General features: G+C 38.0%; 19 protein-coding genes and 1 pseudogene. 14 read left to right on the top strand and 6 right to left on the bottom strand.

Translation table 11 applies throughout. The features are described from left to right. The first annotated feature begins 42 nt into the window (after nt 1–42). The 3 genes from FQ608_RS05190 (at nt 43) to FQ608_RS05180 (ending at nt 3,025) form a co-directional block, all read left to right on the top strand. A complete protein-coding gene (locus tag FQ608_RS05190) occupies nt 43–1,296 on the top strand; it encodes a dipeptidase (RefSeq protein ID WP_158856766.1) in 1,254 nt (417 codons plus the stop codon). A 36-nt stretch (nt 1,297–1,332) separates the two neighbouring features. Further along, complete coding sequence (locus tag FQ608_RS05185; protein ID WP_158856765.1) at nt 1,333–2,418, top strand: alpha/beta hydrolase family protein; 1,086 nt, start codon at nt 1,333–1,335, stop codon at nt 2,416–2,418. A gap of 106 nt (nt 2,419–2,524) precedes the next feature. Next, complete coding sequence (locus FQ608_RS05180) at nt 2,525–3,025, top strand: DUF6326 family protein (RefSeq protein ID WP_158856764.1); 501 nt, start codon at nt 2,525–2,527, stop codon at nt 3,023–3,025. 128 nt (nt 3,026–3,153) lie between these two features. Here the strand turns inward: FQ608_RS05180 and FQ608_RS05175 are convergent, their stop codons facing one another. Beyond that, complete coding sequence (locus FQ608_RS05175) at nt 3,154–3,732, bottom strand: Crp/Fnr family transcriptional regulator (RefSeq protein ID WP_158856763.1); 579 nt, start codon at nt 3,730–3,732, stop codon at nt 3,154–3,156. A gap of 708 nt (nt 3,733–4,440) precedes the next feature. Between FQ608_RS05175 and FQ608_RS05170 the strand changes: the two genes are divergently transcribed. Next, nucleotides 4,441–6,876, top strand: coding sequence for a TonB-dependent receptor (locus FQ608_RS05170; protein WP_158856762.1), 2,436 nt, complete (start codon nt 4,441–4,443; stop codon nt 6,874–6,876). Between the two features lie 179 nt (nt 6,877–7,055). Continuing rightward, nucleotides 7,056–7,811, top strand: coding sequence for a DUF4386 domain-containing protein (locus FQ608_RS05165; RefSeq protein WP_158856761.1), 756 nt, complete (start codon nt 7,056–7,058; stop codon nt 7,809–7,811). Here the strand turns inward: FQ608_RS05165 and FQ608_RS05160 are convergent. Continuing rightward, a complete protein-coding gene (locus tag FQ608_RS05160; protein WP_158856760.1) occupies nt 7,740–8,330 on the bottom strand; it encodes a Crp/Fnr family transcriptional regulator in 591 nt (196 codons plus the stop codon). The two genes, FQ608_RS05165 and FQ608_RS05160, sit on opposite strands and share 72 nt — an antisense overlap. An 812-nt stretch (nt 8,331–9,142) precedes the next feature. On the opposite strand from FQ608_RS05160, the gene FQ608_RS05155 reads away from it, so the two are divergent. Continuing rightward, the gene (locus FQ608_RS05155; RefSeq protein ID WP_158856759.1) at nt 9,143–9,643 is read left to right on the top strand and encodes a GNAT family N-acetyltransferase; all 501 of its coding nucleotides are present in this window, start codon (nt 9,143–9,145) and stop codon (nt 9,641–9,643) included. 246 nt (nt 9,644–9,889) lie between these two features. Continuing rightward, a complete protein-coding gene (locus tag FQ608_RS05150; RefSeq protein WP_158856758.1) occupies nt 9,890–10,237 on the top strand; it encodes a 5-carboxymethyl-2-hydroxymuconate Delta-isomerase in 348 nt (115 codons plus the stop codon). A gap of 66 nt (nt 10,238–10,303) precedes the next feature. Here the strand turns inward: FQ608_RS05150 and FQ608_RS05145 are convergent, their stop codons facing one another. Beyond that, nucleotides 10,304–10,750 (bottom strand): GNAT family N-acetyltransferase, encoded by a 447-nt coding sequence (locus FQ608_RS05145; RefSeq protein ID WP_158856757.1) that lies wholly within the window; start codon nt 10,748–10,750, stop codon nt 10,304–10,306. A 382-nt stretch (nt 10,751–11,132) separates the two neighbouring features. On the opposite strand from FQ608_RS05145, the gene FQ608_RS05140 reads away from it, so the two are divergent. The 7 genes and pseudogenes from FQ608_RS05140 (at nt 11,133) to FQ608_RS27735 (ending at nt 18,846) form a co-directional block, all read left to right on the top strand. Then, nucleotides 11,133–11,705: a Crp/Fnr family transcriptional regulator gene (locus FQ608_RS05140; protein ID WP_158856756.1), complete on the top strand. Its 573-nt coding sequence runs from the start codon at nt 11,133–11,135 to the stop codon at nt 11,703–11,705. Between the two features lie 77 nt (nt 11,706–11,782). Continuing rightward, the gene (locus FQ608_RS05135) at nt 11,783–12,760 is read left to right on the top strand and encodes a cyclase family protein (protein ID WP_158856755.1); all 978 of its coding nucleotides are present in this window, start codon (nt 11,783–11,785) and stop codon (nt 12,758–12,760) included. 195 nt (nt 12,761–12,955) lie between these two features. After that, nucleotides 12,956–14,941: a PKD domain-containing protein gene (locus FQ608_RS05130; RefSeq protein WP_158856754.1), complete on the top strand. Its 1,986-nt coding sequence runs from the start codon at nt 12,956–12,958 to the stop codon at nt 14,939–14,941. Between the two features lie 308 nt (nt 14,942–15,249). Further along, complete coding sequence (locus tag FQ608_RS05125) at nt 15,250–15,489, top strand: cyclase family protein (RefSeq protein WP_199856314.1); 240 nt, start codon at nt 15,250–15,252, stop codon at nt 15,487–15,489. A gap of 132 nt (nt 15,490–15,621) precedes the next feature. After that, the gene (locus tag FQ608_RS05120; RefSeq protein ID WP_158856753.1) at nt 15,622–16,344 is read left to right on the top strand and encodes a GNAT family N-acetyltransferase; all 723 of its coding nucleotides are present in this window, start codon (nt 15,622–15,624) and stop codon (nt 16,342–16,344) included. Nucleotides 16,345–16,355: 11 nt separating this feature from the next. Continuing rightward, nucleotides 16,356–16,985: an NAD(P)H-dependent oxidoreductase gene (locus FQ608_RS05115; protein WP_158856752.1), complete on the top strand. Its 630-nt coding sequence runs from the start codon at nt 16,356–16,358 to the stop codon at nt 16,983–16,985. A gap of 542 nt (nt 16,986–17,527) precedes the next feature. Further along, nucleotides 17,528–18,846: pseudogene (locus tag FQ608_RS27735) on the top strand (serine hydrolase domain-containing protein). A gap of 1,016 nt (nt 18,847–19,862) precedes the next feature. Here the strand turns inward: FQ608_RS27735 and FQ608_RS05100 are convergent. The 3 genes from FQ608_RS05100 to FQ608_RS05090 form a co-directional block, all read right to left on the bottom strand. After that, entirely contained in the window at nt 19,863–20,285 is a 423-nt protein-coding gene (locus FQ608_RS05100) for a response regulator (RefSeq protein WP_158856749.1), read from the bottom strand. 12 nt (nt 20,286–20,297) lie between these two features. Beyond that, complete coding sequence (locus FQ608_RS05095; protein ID WP_158856748.1) at nt 20,298–22,553, bottom strand: multicopper oxidase domain-containing protein; 2,256 nt, start codon at nt 22,551–22,553, stop codon at nt 20,298–20,300. 254 nt (nt 22,554–22,807) lie between these two features. Further along, nucleotides 22,808–23,251, bottom strand: a complete 444-nt coding sequence (locus FQ608_RS05090; RefSeq protein ID WP_158856747.1) for a DUF3347 domain-containing protein — start codon at nt 23,249–23,251, stop codon at nt 22,808–22,810. Nucleotides 23,252–23,355: the final 104 nt, after the last annotated feature.

The raw sequence follows: 23,355 nt of genomic DNA, 5'->3' as shown, positions 1-23,355 counted from the left end.
AAAAGGGGATTAAATATCCAACTAAAAATAATTAGAAAACACATGAAACGCCGAGACCTTTTAAAAAGCCTAACACTTCTCCCTATAGCAGGAAGTATTTTTCCAATAAAAAGCCTGTTATCCGCACCTATATCCGGATATAGTCTTCCTTTAAATCCCCAAGACACGACTATGCCTGAAGTGCACCGTAAGGCACTGGTGATGGACGGACATACACATGTTATGACCCGGGAACTTCTTATGGGCACTGACATCGGGCAGCGCTATTCGGATGGGACAGTCGATCTTCCAAGAGCTAAAGAAGGCGGCGTAGATGCTATGTTTTTCTCCGTTTACACTCCTGAACACTATTATCCTGGAAGATTCGAGACTAAAAACACCTTTCGTGTAGTAAATCTTGCACTGGACCAGATTAAAAAAAACCATGCTGTGATAGAACTGGCGCTTACCGCATCTGACATAGAAAGAATTTGCAAGAAAGGAAAGATTGCTGCGTTCCTGGATTTGGAAGGCCCGTATGACATGGATGGTGATATCAACCTGCTCCGGGCACTTTACCGATTAGGCCTTAGGTCCGTGCAGCTTACCGCACACAATACCACCAATGCCTTTATTGATTCTTGCAATGATGTCAGTCGTTGGGGTGGAATAAATTCGCTTGGAAAAGATATCATCGCCGAAATGAATAGCCTGGGAATGGTTATTAACGTTGCCCACGCCTCCAATGACGCTATCATTCAAAGCGCGGAGGCAAGTAAACATCCCGTGATTTACAGTCATGGAGGATTTTACAGCATAGTGCCTCATCCAAGGTGCATTACTGATGAAGCAGCAAAAGCGGTCGCAGCAAAAGGAGGGGTAATAGGTGTCCACTTTGGAAGTCTATTTAACAATCCAACATACTGGGCTTGGCAGCAAGGGCAGGAAACGCCCAGAGAGACGAAGCCGGGAACAGTACACGCTGCTCCACTGAATACCATTGAAGAGGTTGACAGGGAGGTGCTGAAAGAGGTACCGTTGAATTTCCGGGGTACCATCCCTGATGAATATTGGATGCATGTGGACCAGTTGGCAAAGGTGATCGATTATGGGGTTAATTTAGTTGGAGAGGACCATATTGCTATAGGGTCCGATTTAGATGGCGGTCCTGAACTGCCGCGTGAAATTAGAGACATCAGCGACTTTCCCCAAATAACCATGGCGATGCAAAGACTCGGGTACAGCGACAAGCGAATCAAAAAGATCCTCGGCTTAAACTGGCTCCGTGTGATCCGTCAGGTAACTGAGGGGAAATAAAGATCTCCCTAGTTTAATGGAAATCAATTTTGCTGAATGAAATACCAAAAAGAAATACTGCTAAACCTAATCTCTCAAAAACAATCGGCATTTGGTGCCCTTGTTTTATTTCTTTTCTTCAGCTATCCTTTGCTGGGACAATCCATAAGAGAAGAAAAATATGTTTCGATCGGACGGATCGAACAGTGGGTCACGATCTCGGGTCTTGATAAGTCCAATCCCGTGATCCTAATTTTACATGGCGGACCAGGCAGCCCTGTAAGTCCTTATTCCAATGCTATTTTCGGCAATTGGGAAAATGAGTTTGTAATTGTCAATTGGGATCAGCGGGGTTCGGGAAGGACTTTCGGAAGGAATATACCTGCAAATGTGGATAAAGATTATTGGATTGAAAATCCGCTGAGGGTTGATCAGATGGTTGCTGACGGTATTGAACTTGCAGAGTATCTCCTTAAAAAGCTGGATAAGGAAAAAATAATCCTGATGGGATCTTCCTGGGGTTCTGTTTTAGGCGCAAAAATGGCATTGAAACGACCTGATCTTTTTTACGCCTATATCGGCCATTCACAACTAGTAAATCCGGTAGAGGATTTGAAGATCGTTTACCGGAAGCTACATTCCCTTGCCTTGGAGCAAGAGGATAATGAATCCATAAACACGTTGAAATCGCTTGGAAAACCTCCCTATGACAATGCCAGAGATATGGGGAAGCTGATGCAGCTAATCAAAAAATATGAAGGCAAAAATGCAATTCCTGCTCCAAATTCCTGGTGGAACCCGGCTGATGATTATAACAATACAACAGACGCCCAGCATCGTGAAGATGGTGATGACTATTCATTTATCAATTATGTAGGGCATGCACAATTAGGCATCAAAGCGATGAGCGCAACTGTGGATTTCATGGAAGATGGTTTGTTTTTTGAAATTCCAATTTTCCTGGTCCAAGGGGAAAAGGATATTCTTACTCCCGCAGAAATTTCCAAGGCATATTTTGATAAAATAAAGGCCCCAAATAAAGAATTTTTCATTATCTCCGGGGCATCCCATGGATTTAATCAAGCAGTTGTGGATATGCATTACTCCATTTTGCAAACTCATATTCTACCTGAAATCAAGTGACTCAGCGGCTGTATCCTAAAAGTTAATTTTTTTCTTAACCGAAGTCAATGAAGTTAAAAAACGGGACCAATACCTTTGACCTATTATTAATCAAATCAAAAACAAGATGAAACCAAAAAAAACAAATTCTGAAGTGGACATGAAATCCAAACTTTCTGCACTATGGCTATTTGCCATGCTTACCTATACCTACGGAGATGTGGTCACCCTAATGGACCCTATTAAGCACCATGCTATTGAAATGACTGAAGCTTTTCTGCTAGGAGGGTCAATCTATATGATGATCCCCCTATCGATGGTACTCCTCTCCAGATTAATGGATCATAAGGCAAACAGGTTGGCTTGTATTATTGCGGGTTCTATCATGACAATCACCCTTATCATGACGCTTTTCGTAGCAGTTCCGACAGTATATTACGTATTTTTTGCAACAGTAGAAATTGCCTGTACTACAGCTATTGTAATTTTTGCCTGGAACTGGAGAATACCAATAACAACCCAATTGGATAAATCCATTGAGGATACTACCCCAGCAACGTCACGATTAAACGAATGCTCTGACAGTAAAGAAGTTAAAATTATAGCCAGTCAAATATCTACAATATGAAGGCAGTTGATTATAAAAAATAAATAGGTAGAATTAGGACACAAAAAAGGGAATGTTGTTGTAAAGGTATAAATAGAAAAAGCTTTGGAAATAAATCTTCCATAAATTCCCTTTAAATTTTGTGAAAGTTAAACCTTATGATAAATCCTTTTCCTGATCCTGCTGAGAGATTCAGGCTTGACACCTATATAACTTGCAAGTTGGTATTGGGGAATTCTCTGAAATAAATCAGGCCTGGTTTTCAACAGTTTAAGGTACCTTTGTTCCGGAGTATCGGTGATATAGGAAGCCATTGCTGCTTGCTGCTCACCAAATTCCTTTACCACAACCATTCTGGAAATGGTTTCAAATTTGGGAAAGCGCTGGTAGAGGTCCTTTTCCTTTTGTTCATTTGCAATAACCAATAAACAATCTTCGCAGCATCCAAAATAATGGTTGGCTGGAATTTTCTGCGAAAAACTCAAGTGCGAAACTACAAACTGCTCTTCTGTGAAAAAATTATTGGTCACCTCCTCCCCATCCACTATATAATATTGTCGCACACAACCCTCCATAACAAAATAACATTCAGTGGAAATTTTCCCTTCCTCTAGTAAAACCGTCCCCTTTTTATAATTTTTCACCACCATGCTTTCCGCTATAGCAATTTTCTCTTCGTCTGAAAGAGGCATTATTCTGGAAAAGTACCCTACCAACTTGTTGTCCATGATTAGTTTATTTGTCGATAAATTTAAATTGTACTTGGATTTATGAAACCACACAAAATGCCATTGCATTCAGAAGGGTCCTGCAAGGACAATAATCTTCCCTAAGATAACTCCTTTATCCATGTTATTTTTACATTAGTGAATTTGTGGAGTAATTTTCTATCCTGTTGTGTGACCAAGATTGGTCATTTTTAGTACCTAGAGCGATTTTTTTAAATAGATTTTATACCAAGGTGATATAGTAGTCAGTAACGAAGTTGTAAGTTTTTACCGGCACTGGCTATTACTGCAATATTTTTTATATGTTCAATCTATCTATTGACTTTTAATTTGATCAAAGACTTCGGTGATGATATGGGTATATACCTGCCAGTATCTGGGGTAAAATTAAGTAAATAATACAAGATGCCCTTCAATGCTTTTTTTGATATTATGGATTACATAAATAACATTATCTGGATATATGTAAATCTCACGCATTAGGTCGACCCGACCTTCTTTAAAAATTTAGAACCAACTGGATGATTAATAGACTTGATTTTGGCAAAACAATTTTGTTCAGTTATCCAGATTCGAAATTTAGCCATTTTTTAAATCCCTATCTCAGTTCTTAACTTAAGTCAACGAATACCTCCTCCCCGTACCCCTAATTTTGTCATCATAAACATTAATAATATCCACACCTAATTAATCAAAAAAATCAACGTCATGAAATTTAAAGTTTTTACAACATTTATTCTGGTCATGTATTCTACAATGGCTATAACACAACAGTTGTCCCAAACGGTAAGAGGAACGATCATGGATAGCGACAGCAAATCTCCGATTGCTGGAGCTACTATAATGGTGGTGGGAACAAATCCTGTAATCGGCACAGTTTCGGATCTAAATGGCAATTTCAGGTTGGATAAGATTCCGACAGGAAGAATATCTTTACTAATGTCCTATTTGGGGTATGAAGCCAAAGCTATACCAGACATTGTGGTAAACTCCGGCAAAGAGGTCGTATTAAATTTATCCCTTCAGGAATCCGCAATATCCATGAATGAAGTGGTAATAACAGCCAACCAGGAAAAGGGGCAGGCAACCAATGAAATGGCGCTTGTCAGCGCACGTTCCATATCAGCCGAAGAAACCAGCAGATATGCAGGCGGTTTCAACGATCCTTCCAGGATCATGTCTAATTTTGCAGGTGTGACCAGCACCCAAGATGGAAATAATGATGTTATCGTAAGAGGCAATTCCCCAAAATATGTTCAGTGGCGTCTCGAAGGGGTGGAAATTACAAATCCCAACCATTGGGCGGACCAAAATTCGGTCGGGGGAGCAGTCAGTACGCTTAACAATAACTTATTGGCCACCTCGGATTTTTATACAGGTGCATTTTCTCCTGAATACGGGGATGTCCTGTCCGGTGTTTATGATGTAAAACTGAGGGCCGGAAATAACGAAAAGCTTGAATCCGTTTTAGGAGTTGGTCTTTTGGGGATGGATCTAACCATGGAAGGTCCTTTCAAGAAGGGATATTCAGGGTCCTTTTTGGCAAATTACAGGTATTCCACCATTTCACTAATCGATAACCTGGGTATGGTCGATATAGGTGGAACCCCAAAATTCCAGGACGCTGCCTTAAAGGTTGTTTTACCCACCAAAAAAATGGGGACATTTTCACTGTTTGCCTTGGCAGGTAAGAGCGGTTTTTTCTTTGAAGATGTGACACCCTCCGTTTGGGAAACCCCTGGGGATCGATTCATGATTTCAGATATCAGGGAAGATTTTGAAAAAACTGCCCATTTATTAAATACAGGTATCAATCACACGTTGAATCTAAATAAAAACAGCTTTATCCATACCACTCTTGCATATTCCAATGAAGGTATTGACGATAAAATATTTGAATCAAAAACCGTGAAAATTCTGGATCCGGAAGGTGGCTTTTTAAGGGATTCGGTGGTAAACAATACCCTTAACTTTGAAGGTGGTTTGAAAAAAGCGGCCTATAGGGGAGCGATTACTTATACCAATAAACTCAATGCAAGGAATAAAATTGAATTGGGTACTAAATATACGCTTTTTGATTATGCCTATCGCCAAAGCCAGTTCCAGGATAATGAAGCCAACAGGGTAACACTGATTGATTTCAAGGAACAGGTAGGTACTATTAGGAATTTTATAAGCTGGAAACACCGTGTAAATGAAAACATTACAATAGTATCCGGTCTTCAAAACATGAATGTGTTGCTCAACAATAAAAGCGCTTTGGAACCAAGAATTGCCATGAACTGGATATTGGACAACACCACTTCAATCCATGCGGGCTATGGAAAACACAGTAATATGGAAAGCATCCACCATTATTTCGCCAAAGTTGAGCAAGCAGATGGAGGGGTATTCGAGCCAAATCATGACCTCGATGTTCTGAAGGCGCACCATTATGTTATAGGCTTTGAAAAACGTTTCACGGAACACCTGATGGCTAAAGCAGAAGTTTATTACCAAGATCTTTACAATTTACCGGTAGAAAACAGCTTGACCAGTAATTACTCCACCATCAATGAAAGGCTTGATTACCGATATGTGGAATTAGTCAACGAGGGGACCGGAAAAAACTATGGCATCGAGTTAACGCTGGAAAGGTTTTTCAACAAAAACTATTATTACCTTATCAATGCTTCCCTTTATAATTCCAAATACACAGCCTTGGATGGAGTGGAAAGAAATACAGCCTATAATGGAAATTATTTGGTCAATTTCCTGCTTGGGAAGGAATTTGTAAAGTTGGGAAGGAACCAAAACCAAACTTTTGGCATCAACGCAAAATTGTTTTTTGGAGGTGGACAAAAAATAATACCTCTTTTGAGAGATGAGAACGGCAATATTGCTGTTGACCCTACTAACAATCGATTCTGGGACAACAATAAGGCCTATGAAAATGGGCTGGGCGATGTGTACCAGGTGATTTTATCCGCAAGTTACAAGTGGAACAAACCGAAGGCTACACATGAATTATTTATGAACTTGGATAATGTTACTAACACCAAGGGGAGATTATCTGAATTTTACGATGAAGGTGAACCCGATGACATAGGCTATGTTACACAATTCGGCCTGTTTCCAAATTTAATGTACCGGGTATATTTTTAATCTTGGATTTTCATATGAGATAATCACCTTCGGTTCCAACTGAGGGTGATTTACTTAAATCGCTTATTTTTCCTACAAAAAAATAAATCACAGGTTTAGATTTTTACACAACTTACCTAAGGTCAATGAGTTGGGGTAAACTAACGGCTAAATTTGTGATATAAAAAAATAATAATATAATGGAAAAAACAAATAATAATATTCAGAGAAATATGGCACTTGTTGCCGGATTTTCCTTAATAGCCATGGCTCTTTTAGCTGCATTTGGCTATGGATATGGATTTTCAACAGTTTATGTGGTTGGCAATCCGGCAGAAACCTTAAATAATCTGAATCAATCTAGTTTTTTGATTCGATTGGTCATATTATCATTCACAGCTATCTTGATCTTGGATGTTGTGATCGGATGGGCACTTTATTATTTCTTCAAGACTGTCAATGAACCTATAGCCCTGCTTAGTGCCTGGCTAAGATTGACGGGTGCCGCTTTTCTTGGCATCGCTTTAATGAATTTATCGGCTGTATTGCAGTTAATGAATAATTTTCCCAAAAATCAAGAGTTAATCATGAACGGCTTTAGGACGTTTTTGGATGTTTGGTCTTTGGGATTGATAGTTTTTGCCTTTCACCTTTTTGCAGTGGCCTGGCTTATGGCAAAAGTTGATACAATTCCCAAAGTTCTTAGCCTATTGGCTTTGTTTGCGGCGTTTTGTTACCTAATTACAAATTCAGCCCATTTGCTTTTACCCGATTACGAAATCTATAAAGGGACAGTAGACCTTATATTGGGAGCGCCGATGGCAATTGGAGAATTGGGTCTTGCAGTTTGGTTGATATTCAAAGGTGGTAAAAAAACGGCAACGCTATCCCGCTTTCATCAATCTCTTTCTAATTCTACTGAGAGATTCCGGACTAATCCCGATGTAACTGGCTAGTTGATGCTGGGGAACCCTTTGAAGAAGGTCTGGCTTGGTCTTTATCAGATTGAGGTACCGCTCCTCCGGCGAAGAGGCTATAAAGTATGAAAGTTCATCCTGGGTTTTTCCAAAATCCTGCTCCATCATCTTTCTGGTGATTTGTCCCAAAATCGGAATCTGCTCATTCATTTCTTCCTCCGAACCCGGTTCACCAACGATAAGTATGCAATCTTCAACACAAGACAGGTGGCTTTCTGATTTAATCTTATTTGTAAAACTTGTAAAAAACACAGCTGCCTGATTTTCTGTGTAGAATTGGGTTGTTTTATCTACCCCATTAATAATCAGATATTGCCTTAAGCAACCTTTCAAAACAAAAAAACACTTGTTGCATACATCTCCTTCCTTGACTAAAATCGTACCTTTTTTAAAGAATTTAACAGGTATGTTCTCTGCAAGTAAATCCACGTCATTTTTTGACAGTTCGGGTATCTTTGAGAGGAAGGATACCAGCTCACTTTTTAACCTGTTTTCCATAGAAGGATGGTTTGAAATTATTTTTTGAAGAAGGTCAACTCTACTTTAATCAAATATAGGTGGTTTAATCGAAATCAGGGCTTCATTGAAAATTTATGTTTCTTAAAATCTCCCTTGGTGGATTTTTAACCCAGACTTAGCATAGTAGTTATCAAGCACAAGGCATTTTGGTCACGTTTATTTATGGCTATCCCATTTTTTCTTAACCTAAGTCAATGAAATGACTCAAAATTTAAGATCACTTTTGTCTTTGGAATAAGGGTAAAATATGGAATCGGTGTGGGTAAAAACATAAGCCGTTTTAAGGTTTACGTTGAAATCAGGTTAGTCAATAAATTCAAAATTTAAATTATATTTAATATGAAAATTATATTTAGAGATCGCCAGGCAAATTCACAAACTGAAAAGGAGAAGCAAAGCTTGGAGTATTTGTAAGTAATGGTGGAGTGTTTGAAGAGCTGAGAAAGTAAGGCAACATGAAATCGAGCATGACGAAAACGTCACACAGTGGGATGATTATCATAGCAAGATTCCATCCCGATACTCGGGACAAGTTATGACCATTAAAAAACAAAAAATAAACAGATGAAATCGAGCATGACGCAGGCGACGCACGGAGGGATGATTATAATTGCGAGATTCCATGTGGCAACTGAAAAACAATTATAAACACATGAAAAATTAAATAAACATGATGAAGGCATTTGTGATTTTGATTTTTGGAGCTACAATTTTCAGTTGTCTTAATCAATTGAAAAACAAAATGTGATAGAACAAGAGGTAAGCATTACCGGACAAAAATAACAGACAGAATGAAACTACCACCATACGACATCTTCCCAAGCTTAACTAGTGACAAAATCTCTTTACGACAAGTACAGACATCCGACATTAAGGACCTTATTGAAATTTCATTTTATGATTCTATCCAAGCAACGACCTTGCAACAGGCGGTAGAAATGCAAGCTAAAATTAACAGGGATTATTTCGACGGTAATTCAATTCATTGGGGCATTGCAGACAAATTAACAAATAAAATTGTAGGGACTTGTGGTTATTATCGTGGTCTTGACAAAGGAGAAGGCGAACTTGGTTGTGTTTTATTACCTCAAAATATGGGGCAAGGGTTTATGACTCTTGCTATTCAATTAGCGATAGACTTTGGAATAAATAGTATAGGACTAAAGCGTATTTGGGCTATAACAACTAAAGAAAACTACAGGGCAATAAAACTACTTAATAGACTTAATTTTATAAAAGTTGCTGACTTGTCAAATGACGAAATTGAATATGAATTCAAGACCATAGTTTAAATGGCAAATAATAGAATAAACGCCAACCGCAAACAGCACCTACAAAAAACGTGTGCGGAAGTATGGCTTACATTTAGCCTGCTGACGCAGATTGTGGGTTTTTAAGCAAGCAAAAATTTAGAGGCAGCATTTCGGTAACTAACAAATATTGTGGGGAAAAAAAGATTTCGGTTTCAAAGACGCACTTCTTTTAGCTATAAACCGTTAACCAACATTTGAATCATAAAACCAAAGTAAAAATTTATTATGCCACATTTTGTAATTGACTGCTCAAAAAATATTTTAAATAAAAAATCGCCTGAAGAAATTATTCAGAAAGTGTATGATTCAGCTGAATCAACTAACCTGTTTGATAAGGGGGATATTAAAGTTAGAATTAACCCTTATAAATATTATACTATCGGAAATAGTAAAGATGATTTTATTCACATTTTCGCCAATATTATGGAAGGACGAACTGTTTCTCAAAAAAAGAATCTTTCTGAAAGCATTATTGCTGATTTGAAAATAATGTTCCCAGACGTTCCAATTATTTCAATTAATATAAGGGATTTCGAAAAAGCTACTTATTGTAATAAATCTATGATAGAATGATTTAGACGAATCATTTAAATGAAAGTTGAATAAAAGAAGCCAATAACACGAAAACTTCTATAGGAGTTACGTTGAATAGACGTTTGGATTGTGAAGCTCCATCCATTTGTCTGGAGCTGCAATTTCTTCCCATCCAAATTTGCGGTAAAGCTCATGGGCATCGCCTGTAAGTAATATCCAACGTCTTAATCCTTGCAATTCTGATAGGTTCATAATCGTTTCGATAAGCCACTTTGAAATTCCTTTGCCTCTATGTTCTTCTAAAATGTATACATCACCCAAATAGGCAATAGTGGAAAAGTCAGTTATTATTCTTGCAAAACCAATTTGTCTTTCGTGTTTATAAACACCAAAGCAAAAAGAATTTTCAATTGCAGTGCGTACTTTTTCTTTGGGGATATTCAAACACCAATATGCTTTGGTTGATAAAAATTCATGAATTGCATCAATGTCTAGTTTCTCTTTGTCAGTTGAAATAAGGTACTCGTCTTTTTTTATGGATATGTCTGTCATACTAGGAGTTTTCAAAAATGGCCGTAAACGATGGTCTGTGGGGAAGTTCTAAATTTATTCGTCAGAGCGGAATTTATCCCTCTCGTTTTTTAAAATTAGTGAAAAGTGAGTTATGAATTAAACTTTAATCGCTAAGAAGGTTAAGAACCGGAATTTTTGAAAAAAGAAAAAGTTATCCGAATTTCTTAACTTAAGTCAAGAAAATTAATGTCCGGGAAATCTATTTTTGAGTTGGTTAAAAGTTTTATCTTTGTTCAACGATTTCGTTTCGTGGGATCAGACCCAGTTTCGAAAAGGCGTCACTGCAGAAACACAAAGGTTGTGCATAAGCATAAACTAAAGCTATAATGATTTTAAGATTCACTTTAGCGTCTGGGTAGGGATGCATGAACTATTGATCCAAAATATTAAAGAGCTGGTTCATCTGAATGAAGCCGAAGCATTACTGGTTAAGGATGCTTTCATTCCAGTTACGCTCAAGAAAAAACAGTTTTTGCTTCAAAAAGGAGAATACTCCAAACATATGCGTTTTATAGCAGTGGGATGCCTCAAGCTTTATAATATCGATGAGACAGGTAAGGAGCATATTCTTCAATTTGGAATTAAAGGGTGGTGGATGAATGACCTCTATGCTTACCTTACCCTAAAACCGGCCACTTTTTTTATCCAGGCCATTACAGATAGTGTTGTTTTACAAGTCCACAGAGACCGGTTAAATGAGCTTTATAACCAAATCCATATGATGGATCGGTTTTTTAGGATCAAAACCCAAAACGGATATGTGGCATTACAGGAGCGGACCATTCACTCAATGAGCCTCACCGCTGAACAGCGCTACTTTGAATTTGTGAGGCGTTACCGGACAATGGAACAACAAATCCCACAGTACATGATTGCATCTTATTTGGGAATAACCCCGGAACATCTCAGCACAATCCGGAAAAAAATTAACTAGCTAAAACGTTTCTTAAGGTACCTTAATGGAATCGGGCGGCATGGTGTGAATATTTGCACAATCAAATTATTCAAATCATGAAAAGAACAACCATTTTATTATGGATCCTGCTTGGCACAAACCTGACAGCAGTATCCCAACAGAAAGAAACTGTAGGTATAAGCCCTTGGGGATCAGAGGACGAAATCGGTACCCTGAATATGATGACGGACGCCACGCGTCTTCAAATTTTATCTCAAATTAAGTCTGGTAAAACCTACGATCTCAGCGTAGAATATTTCGTCGGGATGCCAAGTTTTCATTCCCTTGGAGATCCAAGTTATCAATATTGGCTAACCCACACTCCCCACGGTACCATAGTGGACAACCCAAATGGACTGGGTGAGGAGATGAATAGAAAGGTTAGCTACACCGGAGATGCCATTTCTATGTACACCCATATGGGCACACACATAGATGCGTTGAATCATTTTGGTTTGAACGGAAAAATCTGGAATGGATTCACACCTGAAGAGCATCTAGGTGACAAAGGTTGGAAAAAGACCGGAGCAGAGACTATCTCTCCCATTATTGCAAGAGGAGTACTTATTGACGTTGAAGCGTACAAAGGTTCACTTCCTGAGAACTATCGTATCACAGCTGATGACTTACAAGGATCCCTTAAGAAACAGGGGATAATATTGGAAAAGGGGGATGTTGTACTGATCCGCACGGGTCAAGCCCAGCACTATGAGAATGCCGACCACTACCTCGATAATTACCCTGGGATCGGACTTGATGCTGTGAGGTGGCTCGTTGAAGACCAAAGCATCATGCTACTGGGTGCAGACAACTTAAGTTTCGAAGCGTTTCCACCAGAAAGAAAAGATAATTGGGTTCCAGTGCACACTTATCTACTTGCTGAAAAAGGTGTAATGTTCATAGAACAAATGTTTTTGGAAGAATTGTCCGCAGATGAGATCTACGAGTTCGCATTTATCGCTGCATCGATCAAATTGAGAGGGGCTAGTGGTTCTCCCATGCGCCCCATTGCTATTCCAATCGTTTCGAATTGACAACATTGATCAAAGGGTCGAAAACTCATTTGTCCGATTTCTATACAAATTCAAAAACTGTACGCCGATAGCTACACCGAATATCCAATCGTAAAACACGTTTTTCAGCCTTTTTAGCGAGCTAATGATAAATCTTCACGGGCAAGATTACTTGGCAATTGCTTTGTGTATCTGGCGGATATAAAACTCTATAATATGAAAAAGACTAATAGTTTACTGTCACATTACCTTAAATTTTTCATCCTCGCGCTTATCCTATCGACAGTAGGGTTCGTAAGTTGCATAGAAGATGAAGACGACATAGAAGTAGCTGTAAATGGCCTTATAGCAAATGCCGGTTTCGACCAGTCTGTTGCTGTCTACTCAACGGTGACCCTGGATGGTTCTGAGTCTTACGATGAAAACGAAGGAAACTTCAGCTATTACTGGGCTTTCATTTCAAAGCCTTCTCAAAGTGGAAGTACCTTGAATAATCATCAAAGTATGACCTCTGAATTTATTCCTGATCAGGAAGGTGTGTTCACGCTCACCCTTACAATCAGTCAGGCCAGTTTTACTGCTCGGGATACCGTCAGTATTACCACTACGGGCACAAATGAACCCTCCACAGTGGTGATTGATCAGGATATTGCAACACCAACGATTCTGGCAAACATTTTTGATGATGAAACACCAGATTACATGGTTACCCGAGATATCCATGTTTCTACGCAATTGACCATTGAACCCGGGGTAAAAGTTGTTTTTGCCGAAAACAAGGGGTTAATCATTGGTGGAAACGGATCTTTGAAAGCCATTGGAGAATCAGAAAATAAGGTCTTGTTTATTGGTACTGAACCGTCCAACAACTTCTGGAAAGGTATTCTCATTGCCAGCAATTCTGAACATAATGAATTCAAGCATGCGGAAGTGCGTGGTGGTGGAAGCAGCGATTTCCCTACAATGCCGGGAATAACTGCTAACGTGATACTGGAAGATGACTACATGTCCGGAAGTGCATTAAAGCTTTCACATACGAGGTTAACTCACAGTGGGGGCTATGGTCTCTTCGTGGGAGGGCAATCCTATTTGAATGAATTCCGAACACTTATCTTCGAAGAGAATGCTAAAAGTGCGGCATATATTCCGGCGCACCAGCTTCACATGGTTGATTTTGATACAGACTTTTATGAGAGCAATGGCTATAGAGGCATTGAAACAGGAGGTGTAATTGATAATAGTACACCAGTTAGGATTCCAAAAATCAATGCCCAGTATTTAGTCAGTAACGACATAATTATTAAATCCGGTGTGGAAATAGCACCTGGCTCTTATTTTATGATGAAAGAAGGTGTCTCAATACAAGTGGTAGATCAGGGATACTTTAATGCTGTAGGTACCGCTGAAGAAAAAATCACCCTTACCTCTACTTCAACCAACCAACATTGGGATGGAATTTTGATTGACACGAATCATGAGTTAAACAAAATCCATTTCTGTGAGGTAAACTACGCTGGAAAGGAGCTACTTCCCGGCATGAGCAACACGGCCAACTTAGCGACTAACCTTGGACTGATCTCTGTGAAAAACTCATATTTTTCCAATGGTTTGGGATACGGAATTGTTGTAAGTAATAAAGTAAGTATAAATGCCGATGTGTCGGAAAAAAATGAGTTCTTCAACTTCCCCTTAGGGTATTTGTTTCCCTCATCATTATATTATCCTGATTTGCCCGCTTTAGCAGGTGAATGGGTAGATGAATGGAGCTTAACAAACAATCATTTTTCCGTAGATAGAAGTGTTTATGATAAAACTAGCGGTGTATGGTTTAACGGAGCAGATGGGCCTTGGACGATGCAAGACCAAGGTGGATACGGCTTGGTAATTTCCGAAGATGGCAATTACCTTTGGACTGCAGCAATCAATACTTCAAATAGTGGCTGTCCCTCTTATAATGCTGAATATATGACTGGTAAAGCTATTGTGGTGGATGAAAAAGCCACTTTTGAACTCACCTATTGGAGAAGCAAGTTTGTTAGTGAATGTGATCCTACGCAGAATGTGGATGAAAGCGTAGATACCTATACCTACGAACTTAGATATGAAATCAATAAAGTATATGATACATGGTCAGGTGAACCGTTCTGGAAGCTGACATTTTTCAATCCTGATAATTCTACATTTTCATATTATAAAAAGTGATTTGTTTTTTAGTTTAAAAGTTGGTGTTTTTTGAGGCAGGCGATGAATTTACATTGCTTGCCTTGATACATTTAACTCGATACTTATAAACAATGATCATTTTGTTCCATTCTTCTCAAATTTTTTATGATTAAACTCGATTTTTGCTAGCTAAAATTTTTCGGGAAGCTTTCACAACACGTCAGCACTATAAGAAAAAATTAAGCAGGAAGAGTGTTTCTTAAGATACTTTAATGCGATCGTGTAGCATGGTTTGGATATTTGTACAAACAAAATATTTAAATCATGAAAAGAACAACCACTTTATTATGAATCCTGCTTGGCACAAACCTGACAGCAGTATCCCAACAGAAAGAAAAGATAATTGGGTTCCAGTACACACCTATCTACTTGCTGAGAAAGGTGTAATGTTCATAGAACAAATGTTTTTGGAAGAATTGTCCGCAGATGAGATCTACGAGTTCGCATTTATCGCTGCATCGATCAAATTGAGAGGAGCTAGTGGATCTCCCATGCGTCCCATAGCCATTCCAATCGCTTCAGACTAGAAATATTATGAGTAATTCATCATTCTTAGGGCTATCGTTTTCAGTAGGTGTTTTGGTTAAGCCTGTTGACCCGATTTCAATAGAGAAGGTAACCGTGATAGTAATGATCATTGGGTTAGTGTTAATAAAATCATGAATGCAATTATTTCAAATACAAATAACCTGACGAGCTTATGGACTTTAGGTGGAAAAACTGCCGGAAAATTTGTCACCAATGATGACTTTTCAATCTCCGTGGTTTCGAATTCGGAATGGCCCAATAAACTTTGGTTTCACAAGGTGCCCGATAGTCGAATCATGGATTCGATCCTAGACAATTGGGACATGAGAAAAATTACAATTCCAATTTGGGCCGCGAATTTATCAGGAACAGAAGAAGTACTAAAGAATCATGGATTTATCATGAAGAATGAATTGACTGGAATGGCCGTACGATTGGATTCAACTATTAGTTCTGCTAATAAGATTTGGTTTGAAAAAGTCAATGACTACAGGACAGCTATAAAGTGGTCGAAGCTGTTCCAGAAATGTTTTGGCTACCTGATTCATTCCGAAACCGTGGAAAAGACCATGGAGGAGGTCGACTACTTCATCGGCAGATTTGAAGACCAGCCGGTTGGCACGGCTGCACTTTACCTGGACAATACGGGCATTGCTGGCCTACACTCCATGGGAATAGTGCCTGAACACCGCAGGAAAGGATTTGCTGAAGATTTTATGGTTCATCTGTTAAACACTGCCAGGCATGACGGAGCCAAATATGCAACACTTCAGGCTTCAGCAATGGGCAAGGGAATTTACTTAAGAACAGGCTTCAAGGAAGATTTTCAACTCAAAAATTTTGTAAAACATTAAAACAATATTAAATGGACTTAATTGACAAACTTCAATGGCGATACGCCACAAAGTCATTCGATCCTGGCAAAAAGGTTCAGGATCTGGACATCGAATTCCTCAAGGAAGCCATCAGGCTATCCGTTTCTTCTTATGGCTTACAGCTCTATAAAATACTCATTATTGAGCATGACGAAATCAGGCAAGAGCTTAGAAAAGCTTCATGGAATCAATCGCAGATTACGGATGCCTCGCATCTATTTGTGTTTTGCAATTACACAAATAACTTCGATCGCCATGTAGATGATTACATCCAGCGAATTGTACGTACACAAGGAGCAAACACTGCCACGCTTAAACAATACGGAGAATCCATCAAGGAAAATATTAGAAACATGTCGGCTGAAAAGCAAAAAAGCTGGTCCGAAAAACAGACCTATCTCGCTTTGAGCAATCTACTTGTCGCCTGCGCTGAACTCAAAATAGATGCATGTCCGATGGAAGGTTTTGATAATCAGGACTACAACCAAATCCTTGGGCTGGATGAAATGGGGCTAAATGCCAGTGTGATTGCTCCTGTGGGTTACAGGTCTCCTAAAGATGAAACACAAAAAAGAAGGAAAGTACGTAAGTCAAAGGAAGAATTATTTGAAACAGCATAGGCAATTAAAGACTAATAATTCTATGCGGAATCCATCATGAATTTGTATTCCTGGGAGGAGGCGAACCCATGCCTTGGACTCCCGAGTTGGAAGAAGTGCTGAATGATTTGCTGAAATTATCAAAATCTGGATCGATAAAATGATCAGTCACTTAGCGAATTACTATTCACATTGAAGGCTCTGTCCCTCTCTTTTACGACACGCCCAAAATTACTCAAAAACACCTCTGGGAAACCCAATTCAAAAATTGAAAATTAAAAAATATTATCTTTCAATACTTTACAACATAATGGAACTGACGACTGTCAAATTCAGGAAAAAGAATAAAAAATCTTTTCTTAATGTATATTAAAATTCTTGTTTTAACTCTACCATAACTTTGTTCTAAATAAATAACTAAGGGAGTATCGTGAAATATATAGGTTTATCGATTACCCTCCAATTTGCTGCCTTAACCTGGGGCCATTTCACTCCAACTTGAAGGATTAAAACAACAGATGTAAAAGCATAAAAAAATTATCAATAATAAAATTAAAAAAAAAATGAAAAAATCAATTTTCCTTATAATATTGACATTAATGAGTTTGACCGTCGTTAACAGTCAACAACTTAAAAGAGAGAAGTTGGATAGCTTATTATTCTCTCTTGAAGAAAACCAAAATTTTATGGGCAGCGTATCGGTGGCTAATAATGGTGAGATTATTTATTCAAGAGCGGTAGGACTTGAAGATGTTGAAAGAAACAAAAATGCAAGTCCAAATACCACTTATAAGGTGGGGTCCATTTCAAAAATGTTTACAGCAACACTTATTCTAAAAGCTGTGGAGGCAGGTAAACTTTCTCTTGATACCAAGTTGGCTGAATTCTTCCCTTCCATTCCAAATTCAACACTCATCAATATAGAACAAATGTTGGGACATAGGAGTGGTATTTTTAGTGTGACAAGTCAAAGGGATTATTCCGAATGGAAGGAGTCTGAAATTTCAAAAGCTGAAATGATAAGCAAAACCTCGAAATCCAAACCAGCTTTTGAACCCGGAACGAACGCCAAATACAGTAACTCAAATTATATTCTTTTAAGCTATATCCTCGAGGAAGTTTATAATAAATCCTATGAAGAAATTTTCGAGAAAGAAATAATCAAACCTCTCAGACTCAAGAACACTTATGTGGATGGAAGCTTTAATCAAAATGGGCAAGAGAGTCATTCCTATAGGTTTTTGGGAGATTGGCAGAAGGTGGCCCCAACCAATCCAAGGGTATCTATGGGGGCGGGATTTATCAAATCTACTCCGACTGAACTTATCAGATTTCAGGAAGCCTTGTTTGATGGAAAGATGATCCGAAATGAGAGCTTAGCCAAAATGATGTCCTTCGAAAAGGGATGGGCTATGGTATGTTCGAATTTGATTATAGTGGCAGAAAAAGTTATGGACATACAGGAGATATTGATGGGTTTGTAGCTTTTGTAGCCCACCAACCTGAAGAAAACATTACAATTGCGATGACCTCCAATGGTATGAATTTTAATAATAGCGAAGTAGTTCAGCAAACTTTTAACACCCTATATGATCACAATGCTCCCTTGCCATTGTTGTCCAGACTTAAAATAAGTGATTCAGACCTGGACAAACTTTCAGGAACTTATTCCAGTTCTCAGGCACCCATTAAAATAATAGTAAGTCATAAAAACGGATACTTGATTGCTCAGGCAAGCGGGCAAAATCCATTTCTTTTACATGCGGAAAGTCAAACAGTTTTTAAGCATGTCCAAGCAGGAATAGTATTGGAATTTGGCCACAACCCTTCCGAGGTAACGTTGAAACAGGGAAGTAAGGAAATGAAATTTGCTAAGGATTAACAAATAAAACCACGAAATAAAATAGCATAGATATCCAGTCAATCAAAGTCCGGAATCCACGATTCTGAGCTTGATTCATCCCTTTTGGAATGATAATGAGCAAGATTAAAAAACTTTAATATACTTGTATAACAAAGCTGATGGACCGAAGTATTTCGAGAATTACCTTCTTAAGGAAGACAAGTCTTCATTTCAAACATGTTTAGACAATGAAATACCTTTGAACTGGTGTTAGTAGGAGTACAAGATTGGTTCAATGTGTGGGGATTAATTGCTGGTGATATTTTAAAATTACAACCTCATGAGCCTCCTTTAATGTTATTTGAAAATGAATATTTATTGCAACGAAATTAAACGAAGGTACAACACCTAAGCTTTTGTTGTGGGCGCAGCAAAAAACATTGAAAGTGCTGTGTGTTTCTTGTGCCGGATTTAGGAAGGGATCTTTGAAGTTTTATGAAAACAATTTGCTATTTCAAATTAACTCAATATGAAAAAAATTCCAGCACGCAATATCACCACAGTCCAAGAGCAAACATTAGGGCGGTTCAGCATACGACACGTCGAGGACATTTAGTTATCGTGTTTCACTTTTTGATATTATTAAAAATTATTCCTTTCAAAATCGCCTGGGGGGGGTAGACTTGAGTCTGAACAAGAAATGTATGTTTTTGAAAGTATATCTATTGCCTTAAATTTATTTCTTATCTTGATTGTTTTGTTAAAATCTAAGAATATTAAAAATAAATTGGTAGACTTTATGCTATGGGTTTTCTTTGGTATCTTTTCTTTAAATACTATTGGAAATTTATTTGCATATACATCATTTGAAAAATATTTTTCGATCTTAGCTTTTATTTTTGCTTTATTAATTTGGGGAATTATAAAAAAATAGATAAAAAATTTAACTATTTTTAAATTATTAAAAAAATATTAAAAAAGTTTAATTAAATAGAATGTGTCCAAGTTTTTCTTCATTTATAATTTTTTTCTCTAAGTTATATCTGAACAAATTATTAATTCTTTTTATCTACAATAAGTATTCTAAAAATATCAATCGTTAATGGTTTCGGAATATATTCTTCTACCGTTTCAAAATTCAAGGCAAGATTAATATCAGAAATGTTTATGGTGTTGCTTGAAACAATGATTTTATATTGGCTTATCAATCGAGGATTGAAGTTCCCTAGACCTTTTAAAAACCCCAATCCATTTAAAACAGGCATTTCTAAATCTAATATAATTAATGTCGGGGTTAATTTAAAATCCGTATTAAACTCCATTTCCTTCTGAATATGGTTTATGGCCTGAAATCCATTATTGAAATCGAATACTTCACCTTTAAATTTTAAACTATTAATTATCTTTTTATATACTGTTTTCAGTAAAATATCATCATCTATCAAAATGATTCTCTGCAAATTTGGGGTATTTTTCATTAAAATTAGGTGTTAATAATTCAGGGAAACACCTGCGCCAAATCCCATATCGCTGTCATAATGTGTGCGGATTCCCATGTTTTTGTTGATGATATACTTAAGGTCGACCATATATTCCAGATCCGTATTAACCATAAAACCTGCTCTTAATCTTTGCGAAACAGGAATGTCTTCACGCATCAAGGATAGGCGAATAATACCATCGTGATAAACTTCAGCCTGGAAGTTTACCAGCATCGGTAAGGTGTACATTACACCTAAACTCACAGCAGTCCTATAGTCCTTTTTATTGACCTGCCCAAACAAATTCTCTTCCCGTTCGTCTATTCCCATTTTACGGTATCTCCAGTCAAAACCTATGAACGGCATAATCCACTGCATTTTCCCGAGGTATCTTCCCAAATGCGTTTCTACTTCATAACCGTGCATATCATTATAGCCCAAGCGCCATTCTGTTCCTAAACTCCATCTTGCATTTTGAAACATGGCCTCGCCATCATTACCGTTGGAGGCGAAATCGTTCTGTGCCATAAAATGTGGCATATTACTTTCGCGTTGCAACATCCTGTAAGCCTTTTCCTTGTCCGGAAGTAAAGGGTTTTGATAGTCACCGACTGCAAAAACCCTGTCCATACCTGCCATCATGTGGTATAAGATATGACAATGGAAAAACCAATCGCCTTCCTCGTCTGCAAGAAACTCTATGCTGTCTGTTTCCATCGGCATGATGTCTAATACATTTTTGAGGGGTGCATTTTCTCCTTTTCCATTTAACACCCTAAAATCAAACCCGTGTAAATGCATGGGATGACGCATCATAGAGTTGTTGTATATTTTGATTCGTAATACTTCTCCTTTTTTTACAGGTATTTTATCGGTTTCGGAAAGGACTTTATTGTCCATACTCCATACATAGCGATTCATATTTCCCGTAAGGGTAAACTCCAATTCTTTTATTGGTGCCTCTTTTGGAAGTGTTGTATTATGAGGGGATGTAAGCATTGCATAGTTCAGAGTAACGATGTCGCCTAAAGCGTTTGCATTATATCGATCCAGGTCAGCACCCATATTCATGTGCTGATTGTTTTGTTTTCCCTTTTTTGCAGTCTCTCCTGTAATTTCGGGATACATCACCACATTCATATCCATTTGATTCAGGCTCATACTCATACCCATATCATCCAAGTCGCCATTCATCTTCATCATATCATTCATCATTTTCATTCCTTCAAAGTATTTTAATTTGGGAAGAGGAGATAGGTGTTGTTTAACACCGTTACCGATAAAATAACTTGAAGAGTTAGTGCGGTCTTCTGTAGTTGCCATAAATTCGTATGCAGTTCCGTCTTCCGGAACAGTTAACACTACATCATAGGTCTCGGATACTGCAATAATTAATCTATCGACCTCGACGGGTTCCACATCGTTACCATCATTGGCAACCACGGTTATTTTCCCGCCGGAATAACGTAGCCAGAAATAAGAAGAAGCTCCACCGTTCGAAATGCGAAGTCTTATCTTATCGCCTGCTTTAAGTGTTTTGCCATCTATATTTTTTAAATCTGTGGAAGCACTACCGTTCATTAATATTTTGTCGTAGTACACATCGCTTACATCCATCGCCAACATACGTTTCCATTCGTTGCTGAGCTTGGTTTTAAAATGCCCTTCCCGGATTGCTTCAGCATAAGACTGTGTAGCCCCCTTTTTTATCGCTGACCAATCGTTTGCATTATGCAGCATTCTGTGCACGTTATCGGGATTTAGATTGGTCCATTCGCTTAATACGATGGGTACTGTGGGTAAATCGTCTATGCCTTTCCGGAAGGTTTTATCATCTTCTTTTTTAAGAAATTCAAGATTACCATACATACCTATTTGTTCCTGTAATCCGGAATGCGAATGATACCAGTGGGTACCGTTCTGAATAACAGGGAAACGGTAAGTATGCGTTGTTCCGGGAGCTATATGAGGTTGGGTCAGATAAGGCACTCCATCTTCTTTATTGGGCAGAAACACTCCGTGCCAGTGTAAAGAGGTACCTTCTTTTAGTTGATTGTGCACCACAATTTCAGCCGTATCGCCTTCTGTAAATGTTAGAGTCGGCATTGGTATTTGCCCATTTACCGCAATGGCCATTTTACTTTTTCCCGCAAAATTGACAAGCGTGTCTTTGACATACAAATCATAACGGACTACCTTCTGTGCATATGTAGAGGAGGCAGCAAATAACATTGCAGTCATCAGAAATAGAGATATATTTTTCATATTTATTTTATGTATTATTTGAAATCAAAATTGGCAATAAACAGTGCTTTATTCCTTACTCTATTTCGGGAGATCTTTGTAAGATTTACTTGAAAGGTATTGACCTTAATTCAGATTTAATTGCAAAAAAAACTAATCTAAATATGATATAAGGGGATTTTGTTATGTTTGGAAACAGAGTTAAATAAAAAAACTATCAATAGAACATTGATAGTTTTTTTATTTAACTGATTAAGGCTTCCGCTTTTAACCTTTTAATTCTTTGTTTCGGAAATATTACCACAGCTAAGCATTGATGATCCGAAATATGGGTTCTTAATAGTGGTTTCGTTGCTTAACCAATATGCTTTCTTCATCGGACAGTATTGATAGTAAACGGATTGGCTTACCTGATCAGTGCTTTTCACAATTTGCCACATGGTTGTCGAAACATCATTAAATACGGCCCTTTGTTTTTCAACACTATTCGCTTTCGCCAGCTTATCCGCAGCCTTATTTAAATCGTCTTTCTGTCTAAAAGAGCTTTCAGATTTTATCGTATTCTGAAAATCGATAATTGCTTCAGATGCTGCTTTGAGATCACTATTGACTAAAGCATTCTTTACACTGTAATATTTACTTAAAAGGTTGTTTGTATTTTGTGCAAATGCGGTATTTCCAAGCATCAAAATTGCGAGTATCAACAAGTTCTTTTTCATCTGTTTATTTTTTGTTTTTTAATGGTCAGATGGAATCTCGCTATGATAATCATCCCACTGTGTGACGTTTTCGTCATGCTCGATTTCATGTGTTTATAATTGTT

This window comes from Lunatibacter salilacus, assembly GCF_009797935.1.
Taxonomy (GTDB): domain Bacteria; phylum Bacteroidota; class Bacteroidia; order Cytophagales; family Cyclobacteriaceae; genus Lunatibacter; species Lunatibacter salilacus.
This window is presented reverse-complemented; position numbering and strand designations above follow the sequence as displayed.

Bases quoted from the DNA above. Each gene is read 5' to 3' on its own strand.
- FQ608_RS05190 (WP_158856766.1), top strand. From the start codon at position 43: ATGAAACGCCGAGACCTTTTAAAAAGCCTAACACTTCTCCCTATAGCA.
- FQ608_RS05185 (WP_158856765.1), top strand. From the start codon at position 1,333: ATGAAATACCAAAAAGAAATACTGCTAAACCTAATCTCTCAAAAACAA.
- FQ608_RS05180 (WP_158856764.1), top strand. From the start codon at position 2,525: ATGAAACCAAAAAAAACAAATTCTGAAGTGGACATGAAATCCAAACTT.
- FQ608_RS05175 (WP_158856763.1), bottom strand. From the start codon at position 3,732: ATGGACAACAAGTTGGTAGGGTACTTTTCCAGAATAATGCCTCTTTCA.
- FQ608_RS05170 (WP_158856762.1), top strand. From the start codon at position 4,441: ATGAAATTTAAAGTTTTTACAACATTTATTCTGGTCATGTATTCTACA.
- FQ608_RS05165 (WP_158856761.1), top strand. From the start codon at position 7,056: ATGGAAAAAACAAATAATAATATTCAGAGAAATATGGCACTTGTTGCC.
- FQ608_RS05160 (WP_158856760.1), bottom strand. From the start codon at position 8,330: ATGGAAAACAGGTTAAAAAGTGAGCTGGTATCCTTCCTCTCAAAGATA.
- FQ608_RS05155 (WP_158856759.1), top strand. From the start codon at position 9,143: ATGAAACTACCACCATACGACATCTTCCCAAGCTTAACTAGTGACAAA.
- FQ608_RS05150 (WP_158856758.1), top strand. From the start codon at position 9,890: ATGCCACATTTTGTAATTGACTGCTCAAAAAATATTTTAAATAAAAAA.
- FQ608_RS05145 (WP_158856757.1), bottom strand. From the start codon at position 10,750: ATGACAGACATATCCATAAAAAAAGACGAGTACCTTATTTCAACTGAC.
- FQ608_RS05140 (WP_158856756.1), top strand. From the start codon at position 11,133: ATGCATGAACTATTGATCCAAAATATTAAAGAGCTGGTTCATCTGAAT.
- FQ608_RS05135 (WP_158856755.1), top strand. From the start codon at position 11,783: ATGAAAAGAACAACCATTTTATTATGGATCCTGCTTGGCACAAACCTG.
- FQ608_RS05130 (WP_158856754.1), top strand. From the start codon at position 12,956: ATGAAAAAGACTAATAGTTTACTGTCACATTACCTTAAATTTTTCATC.
- FQ608_RS05125 (WP_199856314.1), top strand. From the start codon at position 15,250: ATGAATCCTGCTTGGCACAAACCTGACAGCAGTATCCCAACAGAAAGA.
- FQ608_RS05120 (WP_158856753.1), top strand. From the start codon at position 15,622: ATGAATGCAATTATTTCAAATACAAATAACCTGACGAGCTTATGGACT.
- FQ608_RS05115 (WP_158856752.1), top strand. From the start codon at position 16,356: ATGGACTTAATTGACAAACTTCAATGGCGATACGCCACAAAGTCATTC.
- FQ608_RS05100 (WP_158856749.1), bottom strand. From the start codon at position 20,285: ATGAAAAATACCCCAAATTTGCAGAGAATCATTTTGATAGATGATGAT.
- FQ608_RS05095 (WP_158856748.1), bottom strand. From the start codon at position 22,553: ATGAAAAATATATCTCTATTTCTGATGACTGCAATGTTATTTGCTGCC.
- FQ608_RS05090 (WP_158856747.1), bottom strand. From the start codon at position 23,251: ATGAAAAAGAACTTGTTGATACTCGCAATTTTGATGCTTGGAAATACC.